Source organism: Clostridium sp. MD294, assembly GCF_000364165.2.
Taxonomy (GTDB): domain Bacteria; phylum Bacillota; class Clostridia; order Lachnospirales; family Anaerotignaceae; genus Coprocola.
The window spans coordinates 1,411,653-1,436,858 of sequence record NZ_CP097810.1; the positions used below are offsets into that span (position 1 = coordinate 1,411,653).

Genomic DNA, 25,206 nt, shown 5'->3' on the forward strand with positions numbered 1-25,206 from the left:
CTGCGCGAATGGCTCAGTGGTAGAGCATCGCCTTGCCAAGGCGAGGGCCGCGAGTTCGAATCTCGTTTCGCGCTTTAAAAAAACCATGTGTAAAAAACACATGGTTTTTTTGCATATGAAAAAAATAAATTTTGAAAATTTCATTAAGAATTGCTAAAAAATTTGATTTTGTTTTAGAAACAAGGTACAATAAAAATAAAAAGATAGTGAAAATCAGAAAAAATACATATAAAAAATATAAGTTATTTGGTAATATCAATTTACTTATATGAAATGTGTTTGATAATATTTTGCTAATTAAAAAGAAATAGTATTTTGTATAAAATATTGTTAGTAAAATATCTGATAAACTATTTTTCGAGGAGGAAAAAATAGTGAAAATTAAAAATAAATGTATCGCTTTTGCAATCGCTTTTGCTTTTATAGTTTCTAATATTTCGTTTGTACAGGCAGCGGTAGATGCAAAACCAACTACTTCTAAAATATATGTAAATGGAGAACAACAATCATGTGCAGCCTATTATATCAATGGCAATAATTATTTTAAATTAAGGGATTTGGCGTATGCTTTAAATGGTACATCACAAGAATTTTCTGTAGAATGGGACGAACAAAGACACGTTGTTATACTGACATCAGGACAAAGATACCAGCCTGTTGGGGGAGAAATGGAAGCAGTTAAAAATGAAATTCGTTCAGCTAATATTACATCTTCTAATATTATAGTAGATGGACAAACAATAAATGTGCAAGGATATAATATTGACAATAGTGTATATTTTAAATTGAGAGATATTACGAATATTTTTGGTATTTCAGTGATATGGAATGATAAAAATAATACCATCAATATAGAAACAGGACAAAGAAAAGCAAATGAAAGAAATTTAACAGCAAAAGAAATTTATAATAGATGTAATAGTGCAATATTTTATATTAAAACATATGACATAGATGGAGATGCACTGAGTAGTGGAAGTGGTTTCTTTATAGATAAAAATGGAAAGGCAGTAACAAACTTTCATGTATTAGAAAATGCGTATACTGCTGTTATTACTATGGCAGATGGTATAGAATATAATGTAAAAGGCGTATTGGGGTATGATATGCAGGGAGATTTGGCAATACTGCAAGTAGATGGTAATAATTTTCCTTTTTTGTCAGCAGGAGACTCTGATGAAGTGACAAGTGGCGAAAAAATATATGCTATAGGAAGTCCTTTGGGATTGTCAAATACAATATCAGAGGGTATTGTGTCTGGAATAAATAGAACAATAAAAAATATACCATATATACAAATTACAGCAGCAATATCTCATGGTAGTAGTGGAGGAGCATTATTGAATGAAAAAGGGCAAGTAATAGGAGTTACTTCAGCAGAAATTGCAACAGGACAAAATCTTAATTTTGCCATACCTATCAATGCAGTGTTTACATTAGATACTAATTCACTTTATACATTTGCGGAATTGGTAGAAGAATATACAATAAAACAGTATAATGAAAGAAGTAAACCATTAGAGAAAATAGTTTTAGAAGAAGAACCAAATGATTTGCTTGAATTTTCTCAAATAATAGAGAGTGGAGATAGTATAATGGGAGAAATATCAAGTCCTACAGATTTAGATAATTATGCTGTATTTTGTGGTTCTTCAGGTGTTTTAGAAATATATTGTTATTCTGATGCAGAAGACTTTGATAAAGTAGCACTTTTGGCAGAAGATATGTATGGAGAAATAGAAATGCTAGGAGAATTTGCAGAAATGGAAGACGGAAAAACAGGTATTTATTTGCTCATGCCAATATTAGAACCTGGATATTATCATTTTATGCTAGGATTACAAGAAATTGTACCAGAGGATACAAAAATGGATTATTTATTTTATTATCAATTTACTCCAGAAGGAGCAGAATGGTAAAAAATTCCTTATATATTGTAAAAGAAAGAAAAAACTGTAAATTCTGTGTAATTTATAGTAGATTTTATAATTTTAGTATGGTATAATAATCGGTAATTGTGCAGAAAATGTTTTTGCATAGCAATATATGGAATGTATGAGAAGTATAAAAAGAGCTTTTCACGACATACTTGAAAATTTTAAGGAGGAAAGAGCAACATGAATGCAACATTTGTGGAAAAAGCAAATAATGTAGTAAAATTTACAGTAGAGGTAGACGGTGCAACATTTGAAAAAGGACTTGCTTATGCTTATAATCAAAACAAAAATAAAATTACATTACCAGGATTTCGAAAAGGAAAAGCACCAAGAAAATTGATAGAGGCACAGTATGGAGCAAACTTCTTTTATGAAGAAGCAATTAACCATATTTTCCCAGATGTATATGAAGAAGCAATTGAAGAATTAAAATTAGATGTTGTAAGTCAGCCTACAATAGATGTAGAAAAAATTGATAAAGAAACAGGTATAAAATTTATTGTAAATGTAACAGTAAAACCAGAAATTACATTAGGACAATATAAAGGTCTTGAAGTAGAAAAAGAAAAAGTAGAAATAACAGAAGAAGAAGTGGAAGCAGAATTAAAATCCATACAAGGAAAAAATGCCAGACTGATAGAGGTTACAGATAGAGCAGCAGAAGATGGCGATGTTGCAAAAATAAGTTATTTGGGTACAGTAGATGGTGTTGCATTTGATGGAGGACAAGCAGATAGCCATGATTTGACATTAGGTTCTCATGCTTTTATAGAAGGATTTGAAGAGCAAATAGTAGGACATAATGTAGGGGATAAATTTGATGTAAATGTAACATTCCCAGAAGCATATCATGCTCCAGAACTTTCTGGTAAAGACGCAGTATTTGCAGTAGAGTTAAAAGGATTAAGTAAAAAAGAATTACCAGAATTGAATGATGAATTTGCAGAAGATGTTTCAGAATTTTCTACATTGAGTGAATATAAGGCAAGTATTCAGGATAAACTGAAAAAAGAGAAAGAACAAAGAGCAAAACAAATACAAAGTGATAAACTTCTTGATGCAGCGATTGCAAATTGTACTATGGAAGTACCTCAAGTAATGTATGATAATAAAATCAATCAAATGATGAGAGAATTTGAGGAAAATGTAAGTAGACAAGGCTTAACATTGGATATTTATTGCAAATACATGGGAACAACAAAAGAAGATTTGAGAGAAAACTTTAGAGAAACATCTGAAAAGAGTGTTAGAGCAAGATTGATGTTGGAAAAAATAGCAAAAGAAGAAAATCTGAAAATTTCTGAAGAAGAATTAAAAGAAGAAATCGGAAGATTTGGAGAAAGCTATGGTGTTGCAGCAGAAAAAATGATTGAAATGTTCCAAGAAGGAGATAAAAAAGCATTAGAGGAAGATATGCTGGTAAGAGCAGCATTAAAATTGATTGAAGATAGTGCAAATGAAGTAGAAAAAGCAGAATAATAAAAAATGGAACAAACTTGTATTTAATATCAATTAATTGGACATAAGCTTGTTGATTTATCACATTTTATTTCTGTTTTTGTACGAAAAAAGGATAGCTATAAAAATAATTGAGGGTGTGGGGTGAGAATTTAGCACTCCATGCCTTTGATATTTTTGTATAAAATTTAATTATTGGAGGTCTTGAAAATGAGTTTAGTTCCAATGGTAATAGAACAGTCTAGTAGAGGAGAACGTTCTTATGATATTTATTCTAGATTGTTAAAAGACAGAATTATATTTTTGGGAGAAGAAGTAAATGATACAACAGCGAGTTTAGTTGTGGCACAGCTTTTATTTTTAGATGCAGAGGACCCAGATAAAGATATTAATCTTTACATAAACAGTCCGGGCGGTGTAATTACGGCAGGTATGGCTATTTATGATACAATGCAGTATATTCATGCAGATGTTTCTACAATCTGTATAGGTATGGCAGCAAGTATGGGAGCGTTTCTTTTAGCAGGAGGAACAAAAGGAAAAAGATTTGCATTACCAAATGCAGAGGTTATGATACATCAGCCTTCTGGTGGAGCAAGGGGACAGGCAACAGAAATCCGTATTCATGCGGAAAATATATTAAAAACAAAAAGAAAACTGAATGAAATATTGGCAGCGAATACAGGAAAAAGCGTAGAAGAAATTGAACGAGATACAGAACGTGATAATTTCATGTCTGCTGAAGAAGCAAAGGCTTATGGATTGATAGATGAAGTCATTACAAAACCACAAAAATAAATGAGATATATAACAATTCAGTATCAATAAATAATAAGCCTCAGAAATAAGGGAGATGAAGCAATGTCAGACGAAAAGAAACAACTGAGATGCTCCTTCTGTGGAAAATCACAGGAACAGGTGCGTAAACTGATTGCAGGGCCAAATGTATATATTTGTGATGAATGTGTAGGTTTATGTACAGATATAGTAGAGGAAGAATATGATGTTCTTGCAAATCATGAAGAACGAATGGATATGCCAAAACCAAAAGAAATAAAAGAAATACTGGACCAATATGTAATAGGACAGGAAGATGCCAAAAGGGTGCTTTCTGTAGCAGTATATAATCATTATAAAAGGATATTGGTAGATGAAAAAGCAGATGATGTAGAATTACAAAAAAGTAATGTTCTCATGGTAGGGCCTACAGGAACAGGAAAAACATTGTTAGCACAAACGTTGGCGAAATTGCTTAATGTACCATTTGCAATAGCAGATGCAACTTCTTTAACAGAAGCAGGTTATGTAGGAGAAGATGTTGAAAATATACTTTTAAAATTAATACAAGCAGCAGATTATGATATAGAGAGAGCCGAAAGAGGCATTATTTATATTGACGAAATTGATAAAATCACAAGAAAATCTGAAAATCCTTCTATTACAAGAGATGTTAGTGGAGAAGGTGTTCAGCAGGCATTGCTGAAAATATTAGAAGGAACAGTAGCAAGTGTTCCACCTCAGGGAGGAAGAAAGCACCCACATCAAGAATTTATACAAATAGATACCACAAATATATTGTTTATATGTGGAGGTGCTTTTGGAGGTATTGAGAAAATATTACAAAGTAGATTAAATGAAAAAACGATTGGATTTGGGGCAAATATACAAAGTAAAACAGAGAAAAAGACAGGGGAATTACTAAAACATTTAATGCCACAAGATTTACTAAAATATGGATTGATACCAGAATTTATAGGAAGATTACCTGTTGTAGTAACATTAGATAATTTGGACGAACAAGCATTGATAAAAATATTGACAGAACCAAAAAACGCATTAACAAAGCAGTATGAATATTTGTTTGAATTGGATAATGTTTATTTAGAATTTAAAGAAGAAGCATTAAAAGCGGTAGCGAAACAAGCGGTAGAAAGAGAAACGGGTGCAAGAGGATTGCGTTCTATTATGGAGGAATTTATAAATAGTATTATGTATGAAATTCCAACAGAAAAGAATGTAGAGAAATGTATTATTACAGAGGACGTAGTATTGCACCATAAACAACCAGAGTATATATATAATTATGATAGACAACCTATACAAAGAATACGCCAAAGAAAGCAAAGGAGTATTTAAAATATAGTGAAAGAAATAAAAAACAGCGATAGTGATATATTGCTGTTTTTTGTTGTATATAAGTAAAGAATATAAAAAACAATTATTTCATAGAAAGAGTAGTATAATTGGATAAAAAAGGTATACAAATTGACACAATGAGAAATAGAAATCACACAAAATTTAGGAATTTTTGATAAATATATTGACATATAAAAGACAATGGTGTAAAGTATGAGTGTAAGAAAAAACAACATATAGATATAAAAATAATATAAATTATGTATTGTTTTTGTATTTTAGTGTTTGTTATAGAAGGTGTTTTGTATTTTAAAAATATAGTAATGAGATACAACACAAAATTATTTTTATAACAACACGACAAATTTTTTTGTGAAAACAGATGAAAAAAAATGTATTTTTCAAAATGAATTTGTGAACAGAGGCAATACAAAGTCTAAAAAAAGGGATTTTACTGTAAAAAGTGCAAACAAAAACTGTTTATAGAAAATATTAGCAATATGTCTCTATATTAATAAAAATTTGTGACTTTTTATAGAACATTTTACTATAAACATCTTGACAAAATTTAGACAAACATGGTATAGTAGTTCTTGTAAGGACACTGTATTTCTTTTTTTTGTATAGAAAGCGGCTGTCAATGACCTCTTTTTAGGCATAAGCTAAAGTAATAAGGTCGGTTTTAGTTAAATGGCTGGTGGACAGGAAATCAGTTGTTTAAAATTTATTAAACATATAGGAGGAATATTAAATGGATTTCAAATTAACAAAAGCACAGTTGTTACAGCAAGAATTATTTAGAAACTTCGCTGAAACAGAAATTAAACCAATCGCAAAAGATATGGACGAAGCTGAGGAATATTCTCAAGAATTAGTTGCTAAGCTTCAGAAAATCGGTGCTTTCGGTATTCCTTACTCCAGAGAGTATGGCGGACAGGGTGCTGATGTATTAACATATACATTAGCTATGGAAGAGATGTCTAAAGTAGATGCTTCTACAGGTATTACACTTTCTGTACACACATCTCTTTGCTGTGCATGTATCAATGAATTTGGTACAGAGGAACAAAAACAAGAATTTTTAAGACCATTAGTAGATGGACATAAAGTTGGTTGCTATGGTTTAACAGAGCCAAATGCTGGTACAGATGCTGCTGGTGTACAAACAACAGCTGATAAAGATGGAGATGACTATATCATCAATGGTTCTAAAATGTTTACAACAAACTCTGGATTTGCTGATACATTTGTAGTATTTGCATTAACAGATAAATCCAAAGGACCTAGAGGAATGTCTGCATTCGTACTTGATAGAACAATGCCTGGTATTTCTGTAAGTGAAAACATAGAACGTATGGGTATTAGAGCAGCTTCTAACTGTGCTGTTACATATGAAAACGTAAGAGTACCTGCAAGCAGAATGCTTGGCAAAGAAGGACAGGGCTACAAAATTGCTATGACAGCATTGGGTGGCGGACGTATTGGTATTGGTGCACAATCTGTAGGTATTGCACAGGGTGCTATTGATGAAGCTATGAAATATGTAAAAGAAAGAAAACAAGGCGGAAGAACAATTAATAAATATCAGAACACACAATTCAAATTAGCTGAATGTCAAACAAAAGTAGATGCAGCTAGATTGATGGTTTGGAGAGCAGCAACAGCAAAAGATAACCATGAAAACTATGCTCCATTAGCAGCTATGTGTAAATTGTTTGCTTCTGACGTAGCAAATGAAGTAACAAGAATTTGCGTACAACTTCTTGGTGGTTATGGCTATTGCCGTGAATATCCAGTTGAAAGAGCAATGAGAGATGCGAAAATTACAGAAATCTATGAAGGTACTTCTGAAGCTATGAAGATGATCATCTCCGGTTCTATGAAGGTTTGATAAACAATCGTTAGCCAGAAAACTAAATATGAAAATTTCGGAAGGAGAACTATAATGAAAATCGTTGTATGTATTAAACAAGTACCAGATACAGTTGAAGTTAAAATTGACCCAAAAACAGGCACTCTGATAAGAGATGGCGTTCCTAGTATCATCAACCCAGATGATAAAACAGGTATTGAAGCTGCATTACAGTTAAAAGAAAAAATGGCTGGTAGCACAGTTACAGTAGTATCAATGGGACCTCCACAGGCAGACGTTGCATTAAGAGAAGCGTTGGCTATGGGTTGTGACGAAGCAATACTTGTTTCTGCTAGAGAATTTGGTGGTTCTGACACATATGCGACATCTGGTATTTTGGCAGCTGCATTAAAAACATTAGAATATGATGTAATTATTACAGGCCGTCAAGCTATCGATGGTGACACAGCACAGGTTGGACCACAGATTGGTGAAAAACTTTCTTTACCACAAGTTTCTTATGTAGAAGATATTCAAGAAGTAGCAGCTGACCACCTTGTTGTAAGAAGACAATTTGAAGATGGATACCACATCATCAAAATCAAAACACCTTGCCTTTTGACAGCAATTGCTGAATTAGCACAACCAAGATACATGAATGTTAGAGGCGTTGTGGAAGCATATGAAAAAGAAATCAAAGTACTTGGTTTCGAAGATTTAAAAGATAACCTTGAGCTTGATATGATTGGCTTGAAGGGTTCACCAACAAACGTATATCAGTCCTTCACAAAAGAAGTAAAAGGTGCTGGTACAATCCTCAAAGATTTGTCTGCTGAACAAGCTGTTAAAGCTATTGTTGACAAATTGGAAGAAAAATTCATTATCTAATTAACAAACGAAAACGTTAGAATTATTAAAGGAGGAGAACCCTACAATGAGTAAAGGTATATATGTAGTAGTTGAACAAAGAAGCGGTAAAGTACAAAACGTTGGACTTGAGCTGATTGGTGAGGCTACAAGATTAAAAGAAGATTTAAAAGATGACGTAGTTGCTGTATTACTTGGCGATGGCGTAGAAGGCGAAGTTGATAAATTATTCCACTATGGTGCAGATAAAGTTGTGTTAATTCAACACCCATATTTGAAAGAATATGTTACAGAACCATATACAAAAGCATTAACACAAGTTGTAAAAGAATATGACCCAGAAATTATGCTTTTTGGTGCTTCTTCTATAGGTCGTGACGTTGCTCCTAGATTAGCAAGCCGTGTAAAAACAGGTCTTGTTGCTGACTGTACAGGTTTAAGAATGGCTAAAACTGAAGAAGAAATTGCTAAAGAAGAGTCTATGGGTTGTACAGATGGTACAAGAGCATTGCTCATGACACGTCCTGCATTTGGCGGTAACTTGATGGCAACATTGATGTGCCCAAGAACAAAACCACAAATGGCTACTGTACGTCCTGGCGTTATGAAAAGAATAGCAAAAGATGAAAGTAGAAAAGGCGAAGTAATTAAATTAGATGTTGCATTTACAGATGCTGACATGAATGTTGAAATCATGGAAGTTGTAAAAGCAGAAAAGAAATCTATCGACTTAACAGAAGCAAAATTGATTGTATCTGGTGGTCGTGGTATTGGCGGTCCAGAAGGCTTCAATTTAGTAAGAGATGTAGCAGATGCACTTGGTGCAGAAGTTGGCTCTTCTAGAGCTTGTGTTGACGCTGGTTGGATTGAAAAAGACCGTCAAGTTGGTCAAACAGGTAAAACAGTTAGACCTGACTTGTATCTTGCTTGTGGTATTTCTGGAGCAATTCAGCACGTTGCTGGTATGGAAGGTTCTGAACTTGTTATCTCCATTAACAAGAATGACACAGCAGCAATATTTGATGTTTCCGATTTAGGTATTGTTGGTGACGTAAAAGTTATTCTTCCTAAATTAGCTGAAGCTATCAGAAAAGCAAAAGCTGAAAAAGCTGCTCAGTAATCTGATACTGATAAATATATAAAAAATAGAAATTGTGTCCACGCGGTGTAACAAATATACCCCCTTGCAGTAATTGCAAGGGGGTTTTATAATTGATGTAATAAAAAAGTTAATTATTTTGATATAAAGAGATAAAGTGTTTTATCATTTCTACAGTGTTGTCTATGCCTAATTTGCCACTGTCAAGTGTGATGTCATAATGGTCTACAGCACCCCATTTTTTGTCAGAATAGAAATTGTAATAACTAGCACGTTGCTTATCATTTTTTTGTACAGTTTCCTCAGCTTTTTCTGAAGAAATACCATATTCATTTATGGCACGTTCTACTCTATGTTGTAGGTCAGCATGAATAAATACATTAATGCAATTTACATTGTAATCAGCTAAGGCATAATCAGCACAACGACCCACAATGACACAAGAACCCTTGTCAGCGATGCTGCGAATGGCATCAAATTGAGCTAAAAAAAGCTTGTGATTAAGTGGTAAATGATTATTGACATAGTTAGTTCCGTAAGTACCAGCAACAAGAGAATATAAAAAACTGCCTGTAGGTTTTTCGTCCATAGTTTTGAATATTTCTTCTGAAAAACCGCTTTCTTTTGCTGCAATAGTTAATAATTCTTTGTCATAACAAGGTATGTTTAAATCTTTGGCAATTTTTTGTCCTATTATTCTTCCGCCACTTCCGTATTGTCTTCCTATAGTAATAATAAATTTTTTATCCATATATGTTCACTCCTTTATTGGGGAAAGATTTATCAAAAATGCACAATGATATTTGATATATATAGTATAACATATTTTTCGTATTTTTGTAAAAAATTTTTTGATTTTATTAGCAAGTTTTGTATGCTTGTGGTATGATAAAGTGAAATGGAAAAGAAGGGAGAAATCATAATGAAATTAGGAAGAAATGACCCATGCTGGTGTGGAAGTCATAAAAAATATAAATCTTGTCATTTGGCATTTGATGAAAAATTAGAGGCGATGAAAAAAGAAGGTATATTAGTACCACCACATAAAATTATAAAAACAGCTGAACAAATAGAAGGAATAAGAGAAAGTGGAAAATTAAATACAAAAGTATTAGATTTGGTAGAGCAGCATATTAAAGAAGGTATGACAACGGAAGAAATCAATACATTGGTGCATGAATATACTGTAAAAAATGGAGGAATACCTGCACCACTAAATTATAAAGGATTTCCAAAGAGCGTATGTACATCTGTGAATAATGAGGTGTGTCATGGTATTCCAGATAAAAATAGAATATTAAAAAATGGTGATATTGTTAACGTAGATGTAACAACAATATTAAACGGATATTATGCAGATGCTTCAAGAATGTTTTGTATAGGAGAAGTGTCTGAGGAAGCGAAAAGATTAGTAGAAGTCACAAAACAATGTTTAGATGCAGGGTTGGAAGCAGTAAAAGCATGGGGATATTTGGGAGATGTAGGATATGCAGTAAATAACATTGCCAAAAAGAATGGCTATGCAGTAGTAGAAGAAATTGGAGGGCATGGAGTAGGATTAGGATTTCATGAAGAACCATATGTATGCCATGTAGGGAGAAAAAATACAGGAATGGTGTTAGTGCCAGGAATGGTATTCACAATAGAACCTATGATAAATGCAGGAAAAAGAGAAGTGTATCAAGATGCAGATAATGGTTGGACAATATATACACAAGATGGTACATTGTCAGCACAGTGGGAATATACTGTTGCAATTACAGAAGATGGTGTTGAAATATTGACAAAATAAAATGAATTAATAGAAAAAGTAATAAAGGGCAAAGTCATAATATTGATTTTGTCTTTTTGTATTATTGAAAATTTATTAACAAAGGGAGTGAAAAAATGTTTTGTGGAAGTAAAAAAAGATATTTGTTAAAATAGAAAACAAAACAAGCAATTTCAAAAAAAAGGAAACTACATAATGGCTAAAAAAAACGCATAATTTTTTTTATAAAAATACAATATGAACAAATAATAAATAAAATAGCAAAAAAAGGAAGTTATATTTTTAAAAGAAATTAAGTATAAAAAACAATGTAGAGTAGTATAATATGATTTGAACTAGAAAAGAATTAATAAAAATAAAATAAATTTTTAACAATATTAGTTGCAATCAATAAATAAAGATGGTATAATAGACAAAAATGATAAAAGAAATACAAATTGTGATTTTATCATTGACTATTTTGTAGTGCTTATATTGAAAAATATAAGTATTTTCTATTGCATTTTGCTAAAATATAATAAAACAATTCTTACAAAAGCAAAAAAACAGATAAGTAATAAAAACTGAAAACACAACAGTTTTTAAGGAGGTTATTTCATGTATACAATGGGAGTTGATGTTGGTTCTGCCTCTTCAAAAGTTGTTATATTGGAAGATGGAGAACGCATTGTTGCCGCAGAAGTAGTTCAAGTAGGAACAGGCTCTTCTGGCCCACAAAGAGCTTTGGAACAAGCTTATGAAAAAAGTGGCTTGACAAGAGCAGATATTACAAAATTAGTAGCAACAGGCTATGGACGTTTTGCATTTGAAGATGCTGATAAACAAATTAGTGAAATCAGTTGCCATGCAAAAGGAATATTTCATTTGGTACCTACTGCACGCACCATTATTGACATTGGCGGACAAGATGCCAAAGCAATTCGCTTAGATAATAGGGGTGGTGTAAAGCAGTTTTTTATGAATGATAAATGTGCAGCAGGCACAGGCAGATTTCTTGACGTTATGGCAAGAGTTCTGGAAACAACAATAGACGATATGGCTGAATGTGATGCAAAAGCAGAGCAAGCAGCTTCTATCAGTAGCACCTGCACAGTATTTGCAGAATCTGAGGTAATTTCTCAGTTATCAAAAGGCGTTGATAAAAATAGTATTATTAAAGGTGTGCATCAATCTGTAGCAAGTAAGGCGTGTGGTCTTGCATACAGAGGAGGATTAGAAGATGCAGTAGTAATGACTGGCGGTGTTGCCAAAAACGCTGGTGTAGTACGTGCAGTTGCGAGAGAATTAAAAAAAGAAGTTATTGTGGCACCAAATCCACAAACAACGGGAGCTCTCGGTGCGGCATTGTTCGCATACGAAGAAGCAAAAAAGCAAAAAAATTAAAGAAAGAGGGATTAGAATGAGTATAACAACAGAAGGCATGAAAGCAAAAGAATTGTTGGCATACTATCAGGCAAAAGCTGATCAGGATGCAAGAGATGCAAAAGCAAGGGGCGACTTAGTTTGTTGGTCTGCTTCTGTAGCTCCACCAGAATTCTGTGTAACAATGGGTATTGCTATGATTTATCCTGAAACACACGCAGCTGGTATCGGTGCAAAAAAAGGTGCATTGGATATGTTAGAAGTTGCAGATAGAAAAGGTTACTCTATAGACTGCTGTTCTTATGGTCGTGTAAATATGGGCTATATGGAACTGTTGAAAGAACAAGCAATGACAGGCAAAACACCTGAGGTACTCGCTAATTCTCCAGCAGCAAAAGTGCCACTGCCTGACTTAGTAATCACATGTAATAATATCTGTAATACACTTTTGAAATGGTATGAAAACCTTGCAGTAGAATTAGATATTCCATGTATTGTAATCGACGTACCATTTAACCATACAATGCCAATTCCAGAATATGCAAAAGCATATATTGCTGACCAGTTTAGAAATGCAATTTCTCAGTTGGAAGTAATTTGTGGTAGACCATTTGATTACAAAAAATTCCAAGAAGTAAAAGACCAAACACAACGTTCTGTATATCAATGGAACAGAATTGCGAAAATGTCTTCTTATAAACCATCTCCATTGAACTGCTTTGACTTGTTCAACTACATGGCATTGATTGTTGCTTGTAGAAGTTTGGATTATGCTGAAATCACATTTAAGAAATTTGCTGATGAATTAGAAGCAAATCTTGCAGCTGGCATTTACGCATTTAAAGGTGCAGAAAAAACACGTGTAACATGGGAAGGTATTGCTGTATGGCCATATTTGGGACACACATTCAAATCATTGAAATCCCTTGGCAGCATTATGACAGGTTCTGCATATCCAGGACTTTGGGATTTGCATTATGATGCACATGATGATTCTCTTCATTCTATGGCAGAAGCATATACAAGAATTTATATCAATACTTGCCTTGAAAACAAAGTTAATGTTCTGCTTAATATCGTAAATGGCGGAAAATGTGATGGTATTGTTTACCACTTAAATAGAAGCTGTAAATTAATGAGCTTTTTGAATGTAGAAACAGCAGAGATTATTAAAGAGAGAACAGGTCTGCCATATGTAAGCTTTGACGGCGACCAGACAGACCCTCGTAACTTTGCACCAGCACAGTTCGATACACGTGTTCAAGCTCTGGCTGAAATGATGGAAGCTAATTTAGCAGCAGCAGAATAAGGGGGAGAAGAATAATGAGTAAAGTAGAAGCTATATTAAAACAATTAGCAGACGTTGCAGCAAATCCAAAAAAAGCAATGGACGACTATAAAGCAGAAACAGGAAAAGGTGCGATTGGTATTATGCCATTGTATGCACCAGAAGAATTAGTTCATGCAACAGGATACCTTCCAATGGGTATTTGGGGCGGACAAAAACAAATAGCAAAAGCACGTACATATTTGCCACCATTTGCTTGTTCCATTATGCAACAAATTATGGAATTACAATGTGAAGGTGCATATGATGATTTAGCAGCAGTATTAATTTCTGTACCATGTGATACATTAAAATGCTTAAGCCAGAAATGGAAAGGCACATCACCAACAATCGTATTCACACACCCACAGAATAGACCTCTTGAAGCTGCAAATAAATTCTTGGTAGAAGAATACAAATTAATCAAAACAAAATTAGAAAAAATTGTTGGTGAAACAATTACAAACTCTGCTATCGAAGCATCTATTAAAGTTTATAATGAAAATAGAGCAGTTATGAGAGAATTTGTAAAAGTAGCAGCAGATTACCCACAAGTAATTGACCCAGTTGCACGTCATGCTGTATTCAAATCCAGAATGTTTATGGAAAAATCCAAACATACAGCATTAGTAAGAGAATTGATTGATGAAATCAAAGCATCTGAAGTAAAACCTTGGGACGGCAAAAAAGTTATTCTTACAGGTATTATGGCAGAACCAAATGAATTACTTGATATATTCAAAGAATTTGGTGTTGCAGTAGTAGCTGATGACTTGGCACAAGAGTCCAGACAAATTCGTACAGATGTTATTGATGGAGAAGAAGGTCCTCTTTATAGATTGGCAAAACAATGGCAGCAATTTTATGGCTGTTCAGTAGCAACAGATACAAAGAAAATCCGTGGCAAAATGCTTATGGATATGGTTGCTCAAACAGGAGCAGATGCAGTTATCGTTTGCATGATGAAATTCTGTGACCCAGAAGAATGGGATTACCCAGTATACTACAGACAATTTGAAGAAAAAGGCATTAAGAGCCTCATGATTGAAGTTGACCAAGAAGCGACTGCATTTGAACAAGTTAGAACAAGAGTACAGAGCTTTGTAGAAAATATGTAATATTTTATATAGGGGACAGCTCTTGGAGTTGTCCCTTTACTATTAAAAAATATAGGAGGCTTTTTGTATTATGAGAAAAGTGAAAATTATCACAGCAGCAGAAGCAGCAAATTTAATTGAAGATGGCGATACATTAACCACTAGTGGTTTTGTCGGCAGTTCTATACCAGAAGCATTAAATAAAGCAGTAGAAAAGAGATTTCTTGAAACAGGACACCCAAGTAATATTACATATATTTATGCAGGTTCTCAAGGAAATAGAGATGGCTGTGGCGGTGAACGTTATGCTCATAAAGGTCTTTTAAAAAGATTTATCGCTGGACATTGGGCAACAGTTCCTGCACTTGGAAAAATGGCTTTAAATAATGAAATGGAAGCATATAATGTTTCTCAAGGTGCATTAGTGCAATTATTTAGAGAAATTGCTGGACATAGACCTGGTATATTAACAAAAATTGGTATGGGAACATTTATCGACCCAAGAAATGGTGGCGGTAAAGTAAATGATATTACAAAAGAAGATATTGTAAAATTAGTAAATTTTGAAGGAGAAGATTATCTTTTCTATCCATCATTCCCAATCAATGTAGCATTTATTAGAGGTACTTATGCTGATGAAAATGGAAATATTACATTAGAAAAAGAAGTTGCTCCATTGGAAGCTACTTCTGTTGCACAAGCTACAAAAAATTCCGAAGGAAAAGGTATTGTAGTTGTTCAAGTAGAAAGAGTAGTAAAATCCGGAACATTAGACCCACGTAATGTAAGAATACCTGGAATTTATGTTGACTATGTAGTAGTAGCAGACCCAGCAGACCATGAACAATCTATTGGTTGTGAATATGACCCAACTCTTTCTGGCGAAAAGAAAGCACCAGATGTTGCACCTGCTCCATTGCCATTAAGTGCAAAGAAAATTATAGGTAGACGTGGTGTATTAGAATTAGAAAAAGATGTTGTTGTAAACTTAGGTGTAGGTGCTCCTGAATATGTAGCATCTGTAGCAAGTGAAGAAGGTATAGGCGACTATATGACATTGACAGCAGAAAGTGGTGCTATTGGTGGTGTTCCTCAAGGTGGTCCACAATTTGGTTCTACAAGAAATGCAGACGCATTGATTGAACATGCTTATCAATTTGACTTCTATGATGGTGGTGGACTTGACTGTGCATATTTAGGATTGGCTGAATGTGATGAAAAAGGAAATATTAACGTTTCTAGATTTGGCCCTAAAATTGCAGGTTGTGGTGGTTTCATCAATATTACTCAAAATTCACCAAAAGTATTCTTCTGTGGAACATTTACAGCAGGTGGATTAAAAGTAAAAGTAGTAGATGGCAAAGTTGTTATTGAACAAGAAGGAAAACAGAAAAAATTCATTAAACAAGTTGGTCAAGTAACATTTAATGGCGATATTGCATTACAAAATAAACAACAAGTAATGTATATTACAGAAAGATGTGTATTTGAATTGAAAGCTGATGGATTGCATTTAACAGAAATTGCACCTGGTATTGACCTTCAAAAAGATATACTCGACCAAATGGAATTTAAACCAGTTATAGAGGGCGAACCAAAATTAATGGACGCACGTTTGTTTGCAGATGCTCTCATGGGATTAAAACAAGACTAATATATAATAAAGAGGCTGGCTTTTGTTGGCCTCTTTTTTATTATAAATTAGTGTTTGAAAGAGAGTGACAAAAATATGAAAAAATTAGTATGGTTATTGAGCGTAGTATTTGTGATATTAACATTTTTAGGTGCTGGGTATGTGCTTTATTATAATGGTGCTGTAAATGCGGGATATGCTGTAATACCGATGTTGTTTGCATTGATAAGTATTACATATTATAAAAAAATTAAAAAGTAGTTATAATTCTGCTTTTTTTAGAGTGTCTATAAATAGTTTCATTGCAGGACTTAGCCATTTATTTTTATGATAAGCACATATAGCAGTAATATTTGAATGTGTAATATCTGTGGGAATTTCTACTAATTCTCCATTTTTTAATTCGGATTGTACAGTAAATTTTGGAAGATAAGATAATCCTGTATTACTTTTTACTAAATTTTTAATAGTAGGTATACTCCATAATTCTATAGTATGACTTAATGTAATTGATTTTTGTTGTAAATATCTCTCAAATATTTGTCTAAATATACAATTTTTTTCATTTATAATAAATGCTACAGGTATATTTTGATTTGGAGTAATAAAGTCATAATATTTTTTTTTCATATCTGGAGAAGCAACTAAAGTAACATCATAATGACCAATCATATGAGATATAATATTAGAATTTAATCCACCTATGTCTTCATAAAGAACACCTAAATCAAGTGTACCATTTAAAATACTGTTTCGTATGTCATAACAATTCATGGAACGAAGAAATAATTTTGTTTTTGGAGCAATAGCACGAAACTGCTTTATGACATTGGGAAGTTTGTAACATAGTAATGTTTCACCTATACCAATATGTAAATCTCCTTGGTATTCTGCTAAATCCTTTTCGAAATAATATAATTTATCCATTTCATTTAAAACATTTTTGACATAAGGAATAAACTGTTTTCCAGCTTTTGTTAATAACATATTTCTACCTATTTTTTCAAAAAGAGTAATAGAAAATTCTTGTTCTAGCTGATTGATTTGAAATGTAATAGTAGATTGTGTGTAGTTTAATTTTTGTGCAGCTTTTGAAAAACTACCTTGTTCTATAATTGTGAGAAATGTTTTTAAATATTTTATTTCCATAAATAACTCTCCTTACTTTAAAAATATTGAAGTATTACTTTTAATATTTTCATTTTACAAAAGTATTTTATAGTGTTATTCTATCAGATAGAAAGAGATAACACAATAATATAAAAAAAGGAGAATAAGTTATGGAATATTTTTTAAAACAAGCTAATATAGAAGATATTGAAATAGCAATGAATATGATTGATGATGGAAAGAAATATTTAAGACAACAAGGCATTGACCAGTGGCAAACAGGCTATCCTGATATAGAAATTGTAAAAGAAGATATTATGTGTAATAGAGGATATTTTGTAACAGATGGTGTAAATGAGTTAGCTTATATGTGTGTTGATTTTGAAGGAGAACCTGCTTATAAAAATATAAAAGGACAATGGAAAAGTAATGAAGATTATGCAGTAATTCATCGTTTAGTTGCTTCAAAACAAAAAGTAGGAAAGGGATTATCAGATATTATTATTCAATTGGTAGAAAAACTGTGTAAACAAAAAGGTATCAATAGTATTAAAGTAGATACAGATAATAAAAATAAAATTATGCAGCACGTACTTCAAAAAAATGGTTTTGTATATTGTGGTACTGTTTGGTTTGTGGATAGTGATAAAATTGCCTTTGAAAAAATATTAACATAATATAAATTTATTTTATAATGTACAATATTTATTTTAATGAAATATTGCAATGTGTTTTTAGTCGTGGTATACTAAAAAAAGTGGAAAAAATATAAAATATTGTGCAATATAGATAAGAAAGGAAGCGGCAAATATGGAATTTGTAAAAAGAACGTGGGCAGAAATTGATTTAAACGCATTAAAGTATAACATTGATAACATAAAAGCTTCTTTAAAAGGAAAACATTTGTTAATGGGTATTGTAAAGGCAGATGCCTATGGACATGGCGATGGTATCATTGCCAAAAAATTAGCAGAAAATGGATTTGATTGGTTTGGTGTATCTAATGTAGAAGAAGGCATCAGTCTGCGAAAACAAAATATTACACAACCTATATTGATATTAGGTTATACTCCTGTAGAATGTGCAAAAATGCTTTCTGATGAAAAAATAACACAAGCAATTATATCATTGGATTATGCAAAAGCACTCAATGCAGAAGCAGAAAAAGCAGGTGTTGTAGTAGAAGGCCATATCAAATTGGATACAGGTATGACGAGAGTGGGCTTCCAGTGCGATGATGATAATTTCCAAAAATCATTAGATAATATTATAGAAGTGTTTTCACTCAAAAACATTCATATTGCAGGAACATTTACACATCATGCAGTAGCAGATACTTATAGCGGAGATTGCCCACAATTTACAGAAATGCAGTTTGACCGTTTCCAAAAAATGATAAAAGCTTGCCAGCAAAAGGGTTTGAATATGGGCATTTGCCATTGTGCAAATAGTGCTACAACAATTAGTTATCCAGAAAAACAGCTTGATATGGTACGTTCTGGTATTATTACATATGGTATGCTTCCATCTGATGAATGTGAAGGTAGAATTGATTTAAAACCACTTATGACATTAAAAACATCTATTGCATTGGTAAAAAAAGTAGAAGCTGGTGCACAAATTAGCTATGGAAGAACATACACAGCAGACAAAGAAAGAATAATAGCTACAGTACCTATAGGATATGCAGATGGATATAACAGAAATCTTTCTAATAAGGCGTATATGCTTGTAAATGGAAAAAAAGCTCCTGTTGTAGGACGTGTTTGTATGGACCAAACAATGATAGATGTTACAGATATTCCAGATGTAAAAATGGGTGATGAGGTAGTGGTATTTGGTAAACAAGGAAATGCTGTATTACCTATAGAAGAATTGGCAAATATGTTAAATACAATTAACTATGAAATACCTTGTGTAATTACTAAAAGAGTGCCAAGAGTATATTATGAAAATGGTAAATTAATTGGTGTAGTAAATCATGTAATGCACAGATATGAATAATATATTGTAATATAAAAATCCGCTTATAATAATAAAATAAGCGGATTTTTTATTTCTTTTTATAAAAATGCTTTCATTGTATAAAAATTAAAATATATGTAATTTATTTGTTGTCAGTATAATATTTATCCCATTTAAAATTTTTAATTGCAATTTTTGTATTAGCAGTTTTGTCCCATTGAATACAAAATCCAATAGTACTTAATTCATCAACAATTATTTGCCCAATTTGTTCTGCAGTTGGATTTTCAAAGTAATTGCCAAAAGAAATATAAAGTGAAGTAGTATCTTCATGTAATATATGTTCTAAATCTTGTTGTGTATAAAAACAGCAACCAACAATATTTTCTCCTTTTTCCTCTAACCAATTCGCTACTTCGTTACAGTCTGTAAATCCATCTGATTGTGTATATCCAGCATAATGTAATGCAACAATTCCGTGTTTCATGAGGGAATGAAAAGTGAAATCTAATTTTAGAAAATTTTCTTGATTACCTGTATTTTGAAATTCTTTGCAAAATGCTTCTATGATTTCAATTAAATCATCTTTTGTTATATTATCACATTCATTGCGATAAAAATCTTTAATGTAGTATTCACATTCTTTTAAAATGTTATCATTTGACAAAAAACCAGCTTTAATATAGTTGACTATCATTTCTTCTAATTCATCTGCACAACATTTATTTTTTATTTTACTTTTCCATTCCATAAAAGTTTTTACTCCTTCCATAAACATAGTATATTGTGATTACTTCTGTTCTGCTAAAGCATTTTCTATGATATTGATATATTTTTCAAGTGACTGTATGCCTTGTATTTGCTCTCCTATCACTTGTGCTTGATTATTTACTAAAATAGTAGTAGGAAGTCCTTCTAAATTTTGTACAATCCAGTTTGCTAATGTATCGTCTGTCATAATGCTTATAAAATCTGCATTTGCTTCTTGTTTTGCTTGTTTTGCAATTTGTTCTGCTTCTGGCTGAGGTGTATCAATGACTACTTGTATAAACTGCACATTGTTATATTTTTTTTCTAATTCTGTTTTTAATTGCTGTAGTGTAGCTGTTTCGTTAATATTAGGATAACAATAAGAAGCCCAAAAATTGACAACTGTAATATCAGCATTAGCAAATATAGAACTATCTATTGCTTCTCCTTCTAATGTAGTAGAAACAAATGAAATTGTTCTTCTGATTTGGTTTATTGTTTCTGCAACTATGGTTTCGTCAAAAGGATAAACTGTAATTGTTTGTTTTAATGTTTGCATACTTTCAGAAAGTGTTTGATATGCTTTTAAGTCTTGTCCCTGTAATGAAGAAATATCTCCTGTATATTCTGAAAGCATATAATATACATAATCTTTTTGAGAGGCGACTTTTTGCTGTTTTTGATACAATGCAAATTCTTTTTGAACAGCTTCACTTTCTAATTTATTTTGTTTAAAAACAAGTATTTCTCCAAAAGGGTGTAAAAGCTGTTGTACTGATGTTTCATTAGAAAGTGTAGAAAGAGCTTCCATTTCTTTGTCTGTTACATAGTTGTATTGTATTTGTGTATAAATATCTCCTTCTGTTGTGGTGTTTGTAATAGGGAGCATATTTGTTTGTTCGTAAGCAATCCATTGCTGAGGTGCTTCATATTGTAAACCACATTTGTCTAACTGTACAGTGCGGTCAGATATTTCATTTTGTGAGATAGATTGCTGCTGTGTTTTTTCTGTATTGCAGGCGGAAAGAGTAATTGACATTACTAGTAATACAGCAATAGATAAAGGGAATAATAATTTTTTCATAAAATACCTCCTGTTCTAATTGATAATATTGCAAATATTATTATAGCGAAAAAGAAAATATACTACAATATATTTTTAATAGATAACAATAGTATTTTGAATATTTTTTACTTTATCTAATTTTAATGTTTTTCTAATGGGGTGTAAATTTCCTTTTAATTGGTATTTTTTATACTATATTTTAAAGTAGAGAGAAAACGGCAATATAATGGAGGGAGAATATATGACTGCAACAAAAAAAGTAATTGCATTAGGTATAGCAGTAGTTTTGATAGCAGGAGCAAGTGGTGTGTATGCTAAAGGACTTTTTCATACAACAAATAAAACACAAACAAAATTACCCGATATTTCTATAGTAGAAAAAGGAGATTTGTCTAAAAGAGTAACTGCTTCTGGTACAACGATAGCAGCTGACCCAGTTTCTATATTTATTGAACTTTCTCAAGAAGTAGAAGAAGTATTTGCAGAAGTAGGAGATAAAGTAAATGAAGGGGATTTATTGGTAACGTATGATATAGAAGATACACAAAGGGAATTAAAAGATAAATTGGCAGAAGCAAATGCTACAGTAGAAAATGCTAAAATATCATTGAGTGAATTGTCTGCACCAGTAGAAGGAGCGGAATTATTGGAATTGCAAAATCAAGTAGTAAATGCAGAAAAAAATATAAAAGATACACAAAGTCAAATAGATAGCTATGATATTAAAATTGCACAGGCACAAACAGAAGTAGATAATGCAAAAAAGACAATGGAATATAATGCAGAATTGCTTACAGTAGGAGGCATTAGTCAACAAGAATATGATACTGCGGAACAGACATATCAAAAAGCATTGGATACATTAACACAGACACAAAATGATAAACAAACAACAGAGTTGTCATTGCAGACAGCAGAATTGTCATTGCAAAAAGCACAATTAAATTTAGAAGAAAGCCAAAATAAAACAAATAGTACTGCAACACAAAATTCTATAAAAAAGCAACAGAATACATTAGAAACTGCACAAAGAAATGTATCTAGTATACAATATGATATTAATAAATTAACTGCAGCAACATATAGCCCTATTAGTGGTACTGTAATAGAGTCTAATGCAGTAGAGGGGCAAATGCTTACAGATAGTACCGTAATGATGAAAATAGCAGATTTAAGTAATTTAGATGTAGAAGCATATGTTTCAGAATATGACATTGCACAAATTGAAATAGGACAAAAAGTAGAAATGACAAGTGATGGTATAGAAGGAAAAGTGTATACAGGTACAGTAACAAAAATTGAACCTATAGCATCTACACAGTCTACTATGAGCGGAAGTGAAACTGTAGTGCCTATTGTAGTACATATGGATAATCCAGATGAATTAATGAAACCTGGTTTTTCATTGGATTTAGAAATTATAGTGCAAGATTTGTCTGAAGTGGTTTATGTACCACTTTCTGCAGTAGGAAAGAATAAAGATGATAGTTATTATATATATAAAGTAGATGAAAATGATGTACTGCAAAAAACAGATGTAGTATTAGGTAGTACAAATGATACGAGTGCAGTAATAGAAAGTGGTGTAACGATAGGAGAAAGAATTGTAACAAGTCCTACAGAAGATATGACAGATGGTGCAAATTTGTCAGATTTTGCTACAACAGTAGAACAGAAAAAAATAGAACAAGATAGTTCTATATTGAATAATATGGGTGGAAATATGCCAAATGGTGGCAGCGGTATGCCTCCAAGCGGTGGTGGTATGCCTCCAAGCGGTGGCGGTAATCGTGGCAGTGGTAATCGTGGCGGCACTACTCCAAAATAAGGAGGACAAAACTATGGAGATATTGAAATTAGAACATTTAGTAAAAAAATATAATCAAAATGAATTGTCAGTTACTGCATTAAATGACATTAATTTGAGTGTAAAGGAAGGAGAATTTCTTTCTATTATGGGAACTAGCGGTTCTGGTAAATCTACTATGTTAAATATATTAGGGTGCTTGGATAGTCCTACAAGTGGTAGTTATTATTTAGATGGAGAAGATGTAGCGAAATTTAAAGATGAAAAATTAGCAGAAATTAGAAATAAAAAAATAGGGTTTGTATTTCAGTCATTTAATTTGCTTCCAAAACTTTCTTCTTTGGAAAATGTAGAGCTGCCTATGGTATATGCAGGAGTATCTAAAAAAGTAAGATATGAAAAAGCAATGATAGCATTAGAAAAGGTAGGACTTGAAAAACGTGTCAAACATAAACCAAATGAATTATCAGGAGGACAAAGACAAAGAGTTGCTATAGCAAGAGCATTAGTAAATGAGCCAACGATACTAATGGCAGATGAGCCTACAGGAAATTTAGATAGCCGTTCTACTGTAGAAATTATGGAAATATTTCAGGGGTTAAATGATGATGGTACAACTATTGTTATGGTAACACATGAACCAGATGTAGCACAGTATACAAAAAGAATAGCACTTTTTAAAGATGGTTGTATTATAAAAGATGAATTAGTAGAAAATAGAACATTAGCAGGAGGTGTAAAAATGTGAATTTTGGAGAATGTGCAAAATCAGCTTTCCGAAATGTTTTTTCGAATAAAATGAGAACGCTTTTGACAATGCTGGGCATTATTATAGGTATCAGCTCAGTAATTGCTATTGTTTCTATAGGAAATGGAAGTCAGGCAGCAATAGAAAAAGAATTTGAGTCTTTCGGTACAGGTAGTTTAACAATTAGTTTAAGCGGTTCTAATGATATTGAAACAAGAGATTTGCTTACTATGGACGATTATGATATGCTGAAAGAAGTAGAGGGCGTTAGTTATGTCAATACAACATATAGCGGAAGAAATACCTATATTAAATTGCTAGACCCTCAGGAAACAAAATCCGCTTCTGTAACAGGTGTTACAGCGGACGCTTTGTATATTGATAATCCTACAATGCTGTATGGAAGATATATTTCAAAAAATGACGTAGATATGAGAACAAATGTTGCAGTAATAAATGATACTACAGCATTAAAAGTGTTTGGACATTGTGATGAGAGTGTCTTAGGAGAAAAAATTAAATTAAAAACTTGGAAAGGTACAGGAAAATATACTGTAATAGGCATTATGGAAAATACAAATGCCTCTACAGAGAACGCATATAGTGATGAGTTTCCAGAAACAGTAATATTACCTATTTCTACAGCAATGAGATTGTACAACAATAAAAATCTAAATGGTTTTTCCGTTTTAATAGAAGATTTAGAACAAACAGAAATGATGAAACAAAAAATTATGACAGCATTGGAACAATTCCACAATAATGAAGATAAATATTATATACAAGATGCTTCTGAAATGGTGGAGTCTATCAATTCTATATTGTCATATGTTACATTGTTTATTAGTTTTGTGGCAGGAATTTCTCTTTTGGTAGGAGGAATAGGTGTTATGAATATTATGATGGTAACTGTAACAGAAAGAACAAAAGAAATTGGTATTCGAAAATCAATAGGAGCAAAAAATAAAGATATTAAAATACAGTTTATTACAGAGGCTGTAATATTGACTGGTATGGGTGGTATAGCAGGATTGGTGCTAGGTGTTGCATTTGCATTTGTAATAGGACATTTTGCAGGTATTACACCAGTGTTGTCTGTAAGTGCAGTTGTTATGGCTGTAGGTATTTCTATGGCAATAGGTATTATATTTGGTGTTACACCAGCAAATAAAGCTGCAAAATTAGACCCAATAGAGGCACTAAGATTTGAATAATAATAAA

The 25,206-nt window shown here is 32.3% G+C and carries 22 protein-coding genes and 1 tRNA gene; 19 read left to right on the forward strand and 4 right to left on the reverse strand.

Translation table 11 applies throughout. The features are described from left to right. The first annotated feature begins 2 nt into the window (after nt 1–2). The 8 genes from C820_RS06970 to C820_RS07005 all read left to right on the forward strand — a co-directional run bounded on the left by C820_RS06970 (nt 3) and on the right by C820_RS07005 (nt 9,370). Nucleotides 3–74 (forward strand) — tRNA-Gly (locus C820_RS06970). Nucleotides 75–374: 300 nt separating this feature from the next. Continuing rightward, nucleotides 375–1,919, forward strand: coding sequence for a trypsin-like peptidase domain-containing protein (locus C820_RS06975; RefSeq protein WP_004038647.1), 1,545 nt, complete (start codon nt 375–377; stop codon nt 1,917–1,919). Nucleotides 1,920–2,117: 198 nt separating this feature from the next. Then, complete coding sequence (gene tig / locus C820_RS06980) at nt 2,118–3,416, forward strand: trigger factor (protein WP_004038644.1); 1,299 nt, start codon at nt 2,118–2,120, stop codon at nt 3,414–3,416. Nucleotides 3,417–3,605: 189 nt separating this feature from the next. Beyond that, the gene (clpP, locus tag C820_RS06985) at nt 3,606–4,193 is read left to right on the forward strand and encodes an ATP-dependent Clp endopeptidase proteolytic subunit ClpP (protein WP_004038642.1); all 588 of its coding nucleotides are present in this window, start codon (nt 3,606–3,608) and stop codon (nt 4,191–4,193) included. A gap of 63 nt (nt 4,194–4,256) precedes the next feature. Next, the gene (gene clpX, locus C820_RS06990) at nt 4,257–5,531 is read left to right on the forward strand and encodes an ATP-dependent Clp protease ATP-binding subunit ClpX (RefSeq protein WP_004038639.1); all 1,275 of its coding nucleotides are present in this window, start codon (nt 4,257–4,259) and stop codon (nt 5,529–5,531) included. A gap of 751 nt (nt 5,532–6,282) precedes the next feature. Further along, entirely contained in the window at nt 6,283–7,422 is a 1,140-nt protein-coding gene (locus tag C820_RS06995; protein ID WP_004038638.1) for an acyl-CoA dehydrogenase family protein, read from the forward strand. Between the two features lie 54 nt (nt 7,423–7,476). Then, the gene (locus C820_RS07000; protein ID WP_004038637.1) at nt 7,477–8,271 is read left to right on the forward strand and encodes an electron transfer flavoprotein subunit beta/FixA family protein; all 795 of its coding nucleotides are present in this window, start codon (nt 7,477–7,479) and stop codon (nt 8,269–8,271) included. Between the two features lie 46 nt (nt 8,272–8,317). Next, nucleotides 8,318–9,370, forward strand: a complete 1,053-nt coding sequence (locus C820_RS07005; protein WP_004038636.1) for an electron transfer flavoprotein subunit alpha/FixB family protein — start codon at nt 8,318–8,320, stop codon at nt 9,368–9,370. A 109-nt stretch (nt 9,371–9,479) separates the two neighbouring features. Here C820_RS07005 and C820_RS07010 read toward each other — a convergent pair whose 3' ends face one another. After that, on the reverse strand, nt 9,480–10,100 hold the full coding sequence (locus tag C820_RS07010) for a cytidylate kinase-like family protein (protein WP_004038635.1): 621 nt from the start codon (nt 10,098–10,100) through the stop codon (nt 9,480–9,482). A gap of 171 nt (nt 10,101–10,271) precedes the next feature. Between C820_RS07010 and C820_RS07015 the strand changes: the two genes are divergently transcribed. The 6 genes from C820_RS07015 to C820_RS07040 all read left to right on the forward strand — a co-directional run bounded on the left by C820_RS07015 (nt 10,272) and on the right by C820_RS07040 (nt 16,800). After that, the gene (locus tag C820_RS07015) at nt 10,272–11,141 is read left to right on the forward strand and encodes a methionyl aminopeptidase (protein ID WP_004038634.1); all 870 of its coding nucleotides are present in this window, start codon (nt 10,272–10,274) and stop codon (nt 11,139–11,141) included. A 576-nt stretch (nt 11,142–11,717) separates the two neighbouring features. After that, nucleotides 11,718–12,503 (forward strand): acyl-CoA dehydratase activase, encoded by a 786-nt coding sequence (locus C820_RS07020; protein ID WP_004038632.1) that lies wholly within the window; start codon nt 11,718–11,720, stop codon nt 12,501–12,503. Between the two features lie 16 nt (nt 12,504–12,519). Further along, nucleotides 12,520–13,791: a 2-hydroxyacyl-CoA dehydratase subunit D gene (locus C820_RS07025; protein WP_004038629.1), complete on the forward strand. Its 1,272-nt coding sequence runs from the start codon at nt 12,520–12,522 to the stop codon at nt 13,789–13,791. A gap of 14 nt (nt 13,792–13,805) precedes the next feature. Continuing rightward, nucleotides 13,806–14,927 (forward strand): 2-hydroxyacyl-CoA dehydratase subunit D, encoded by a 1,122-nt coding sequence (locus tag C820_RS07030; protein ID WP_004038627.1) that lies wholly within the window; start codon nt 13,806–13,808, stop codon nt 14,925–14,927. A gap of 70 nt (nt 14,928–14,997) precedes the next feature. Further along, nucleotides 14,998–16,560: an acyl CoA:acetate/3-ketoacid CoA transferase gene (locus C820_RS07035; protein ID WP_004038625.1), complete on the forward strand. Its 1,563-nt coding sequence runs from the start codon at nt 14,998–15,000 to the stop codon at nt 16,558–16,560. 75 nt (nt 16,561–16,635) lie between these two features. After that, nucleotides 16,636–16,800: a hypothetical protein gene (locus C820_RS07040; protein ID WP_004038623.1), complete on the forward strand. Its 165-nt coding sequence runs from the start codon at nt 16,636–16,638 to the stop codon at nt 16,798–16,800. On the opposite strand, the gene C820_RS07045 is transcribed toward C820_RS07040, so the two are convergent. After that, nucleotides 16,801–17,688, reverse strand: a complete 888-nt coding sequence (locus C820_RS07045) for a LysR family transcriptional regulator (RefSeq protein ID WP_004038621.1) — start codon at nt 17,686–17,688, stop codon at nt 16,801–16,803. It abuts the gene before it with no gap. Nucleotides 17,689–17,819: 131 nt separating this feature from the next. Between C820_RS07045 and C820_RS07050 the strand changes: the two genes are divergently transcribed. Both C820_RS07050 and alr read left to right on the forward strand, forming a co-directional pair. Continuing rightward, nucleotides 17,820–18,326 (forward strand): GNAT family N-acetyltransferase, encoded by a 507-nt coding sequence (locus C820_RS07050; RefSeq protein ID WP_004038619.1) that lies wholly within the window; start codon nt 17,820–17,822, stop codon nt 18,324–18,326. A gap of 133 nt (nt 18,327–18,459) precedes the next feature. Beyond that, entirely contained in the window at nt 18,460–19,653 is a 1,194-nt protein-coding gene (gene alr, locus C820_RS07055) for an alanine racemase (protein ID WP_004038617.1), read from the forward strand. A gap of 103 nt (nt 19,654–19,756) precedes the next feature. Here the strand turns inward: alr and C820_RS07060 are convergent, their stop codons facing one another. Together C820_RS07060 and C820_RS07065 are read right to left on the reverse strand one after the other, a co-directional pair. Beyond that, a complete protein-coding gene (locus tag C820_RS07060) occupies nt 19,757–20,365 on the reverse strand; it encodes a DUF6891 domain-containing protein (RefSeq protein ID WP_004038615.1) in 609 nt (202 codons plus the stop codon). A 39-nt stretch (nt 20,366–20,404) separates the two neighbouring features. Next, on the reverse strand, nt 20,405–21,448 hold the full coding sequence (locus tag C820_RS07065) for a TlpA family protein disulfide reductase (protein WP_004038613.1): 1,044 nt from the start codon (nt 21,446–21,448) through the stop codon (nt 20,405–20,407). A gap of 223 nt (nt 21,449–21,671) precedes the next feature. Here C820_RS07065 and C820_RS07070 point away from each other — a divergent pair, with 223 nt between their 5' ends. From C820_RS07070 to C820_RS07080, 3 genes are read left to right on the forward strand one after another with little or no spacing between them, the layout of a single operon-like run. Beyond that, complete coding sequence (locus C820_RS07070) at nt 21,672–23,258, forward strand: efflux RND transporter periplasmic adaptor subunit (protein ID WP_004038611.1); 1,587 nt, start codon at nt 21,672–21,674, stop codon at nt 23,256–23,258. A gap of 13 nt (nt 23,259–23,271) precedes the next feature. Beyond that, the gene (locus C820_RS07075) at nt 23,272–23,985 is read left to right on the forward strand and encodes an ABC transporter ATP-binding protein (protein WP_004038610.1); all 714 of its coding nucleotides are present in this window, start codon (nt 23,272–23,274) and stop codon (nt 23,983–23,985) included. After that, nucleotides 23,982–25,199: an ABC transporter permease gene (locus tag C820_RS07080; RefSeq protein ID WP_004038609.1), complete on the forward strand. Its 1,218-nt coding sequence runs from the start codon at nt 23,982–23,984 to the stop codon at nt 25,197–25,199. Before C820_RS07075 ends, C820_RS07080 begins: the two co-directional genes overlap by 4 nt. The last annotated feature ends 7 nt before the right edge of the window (nt 25,200–25,206 follow it).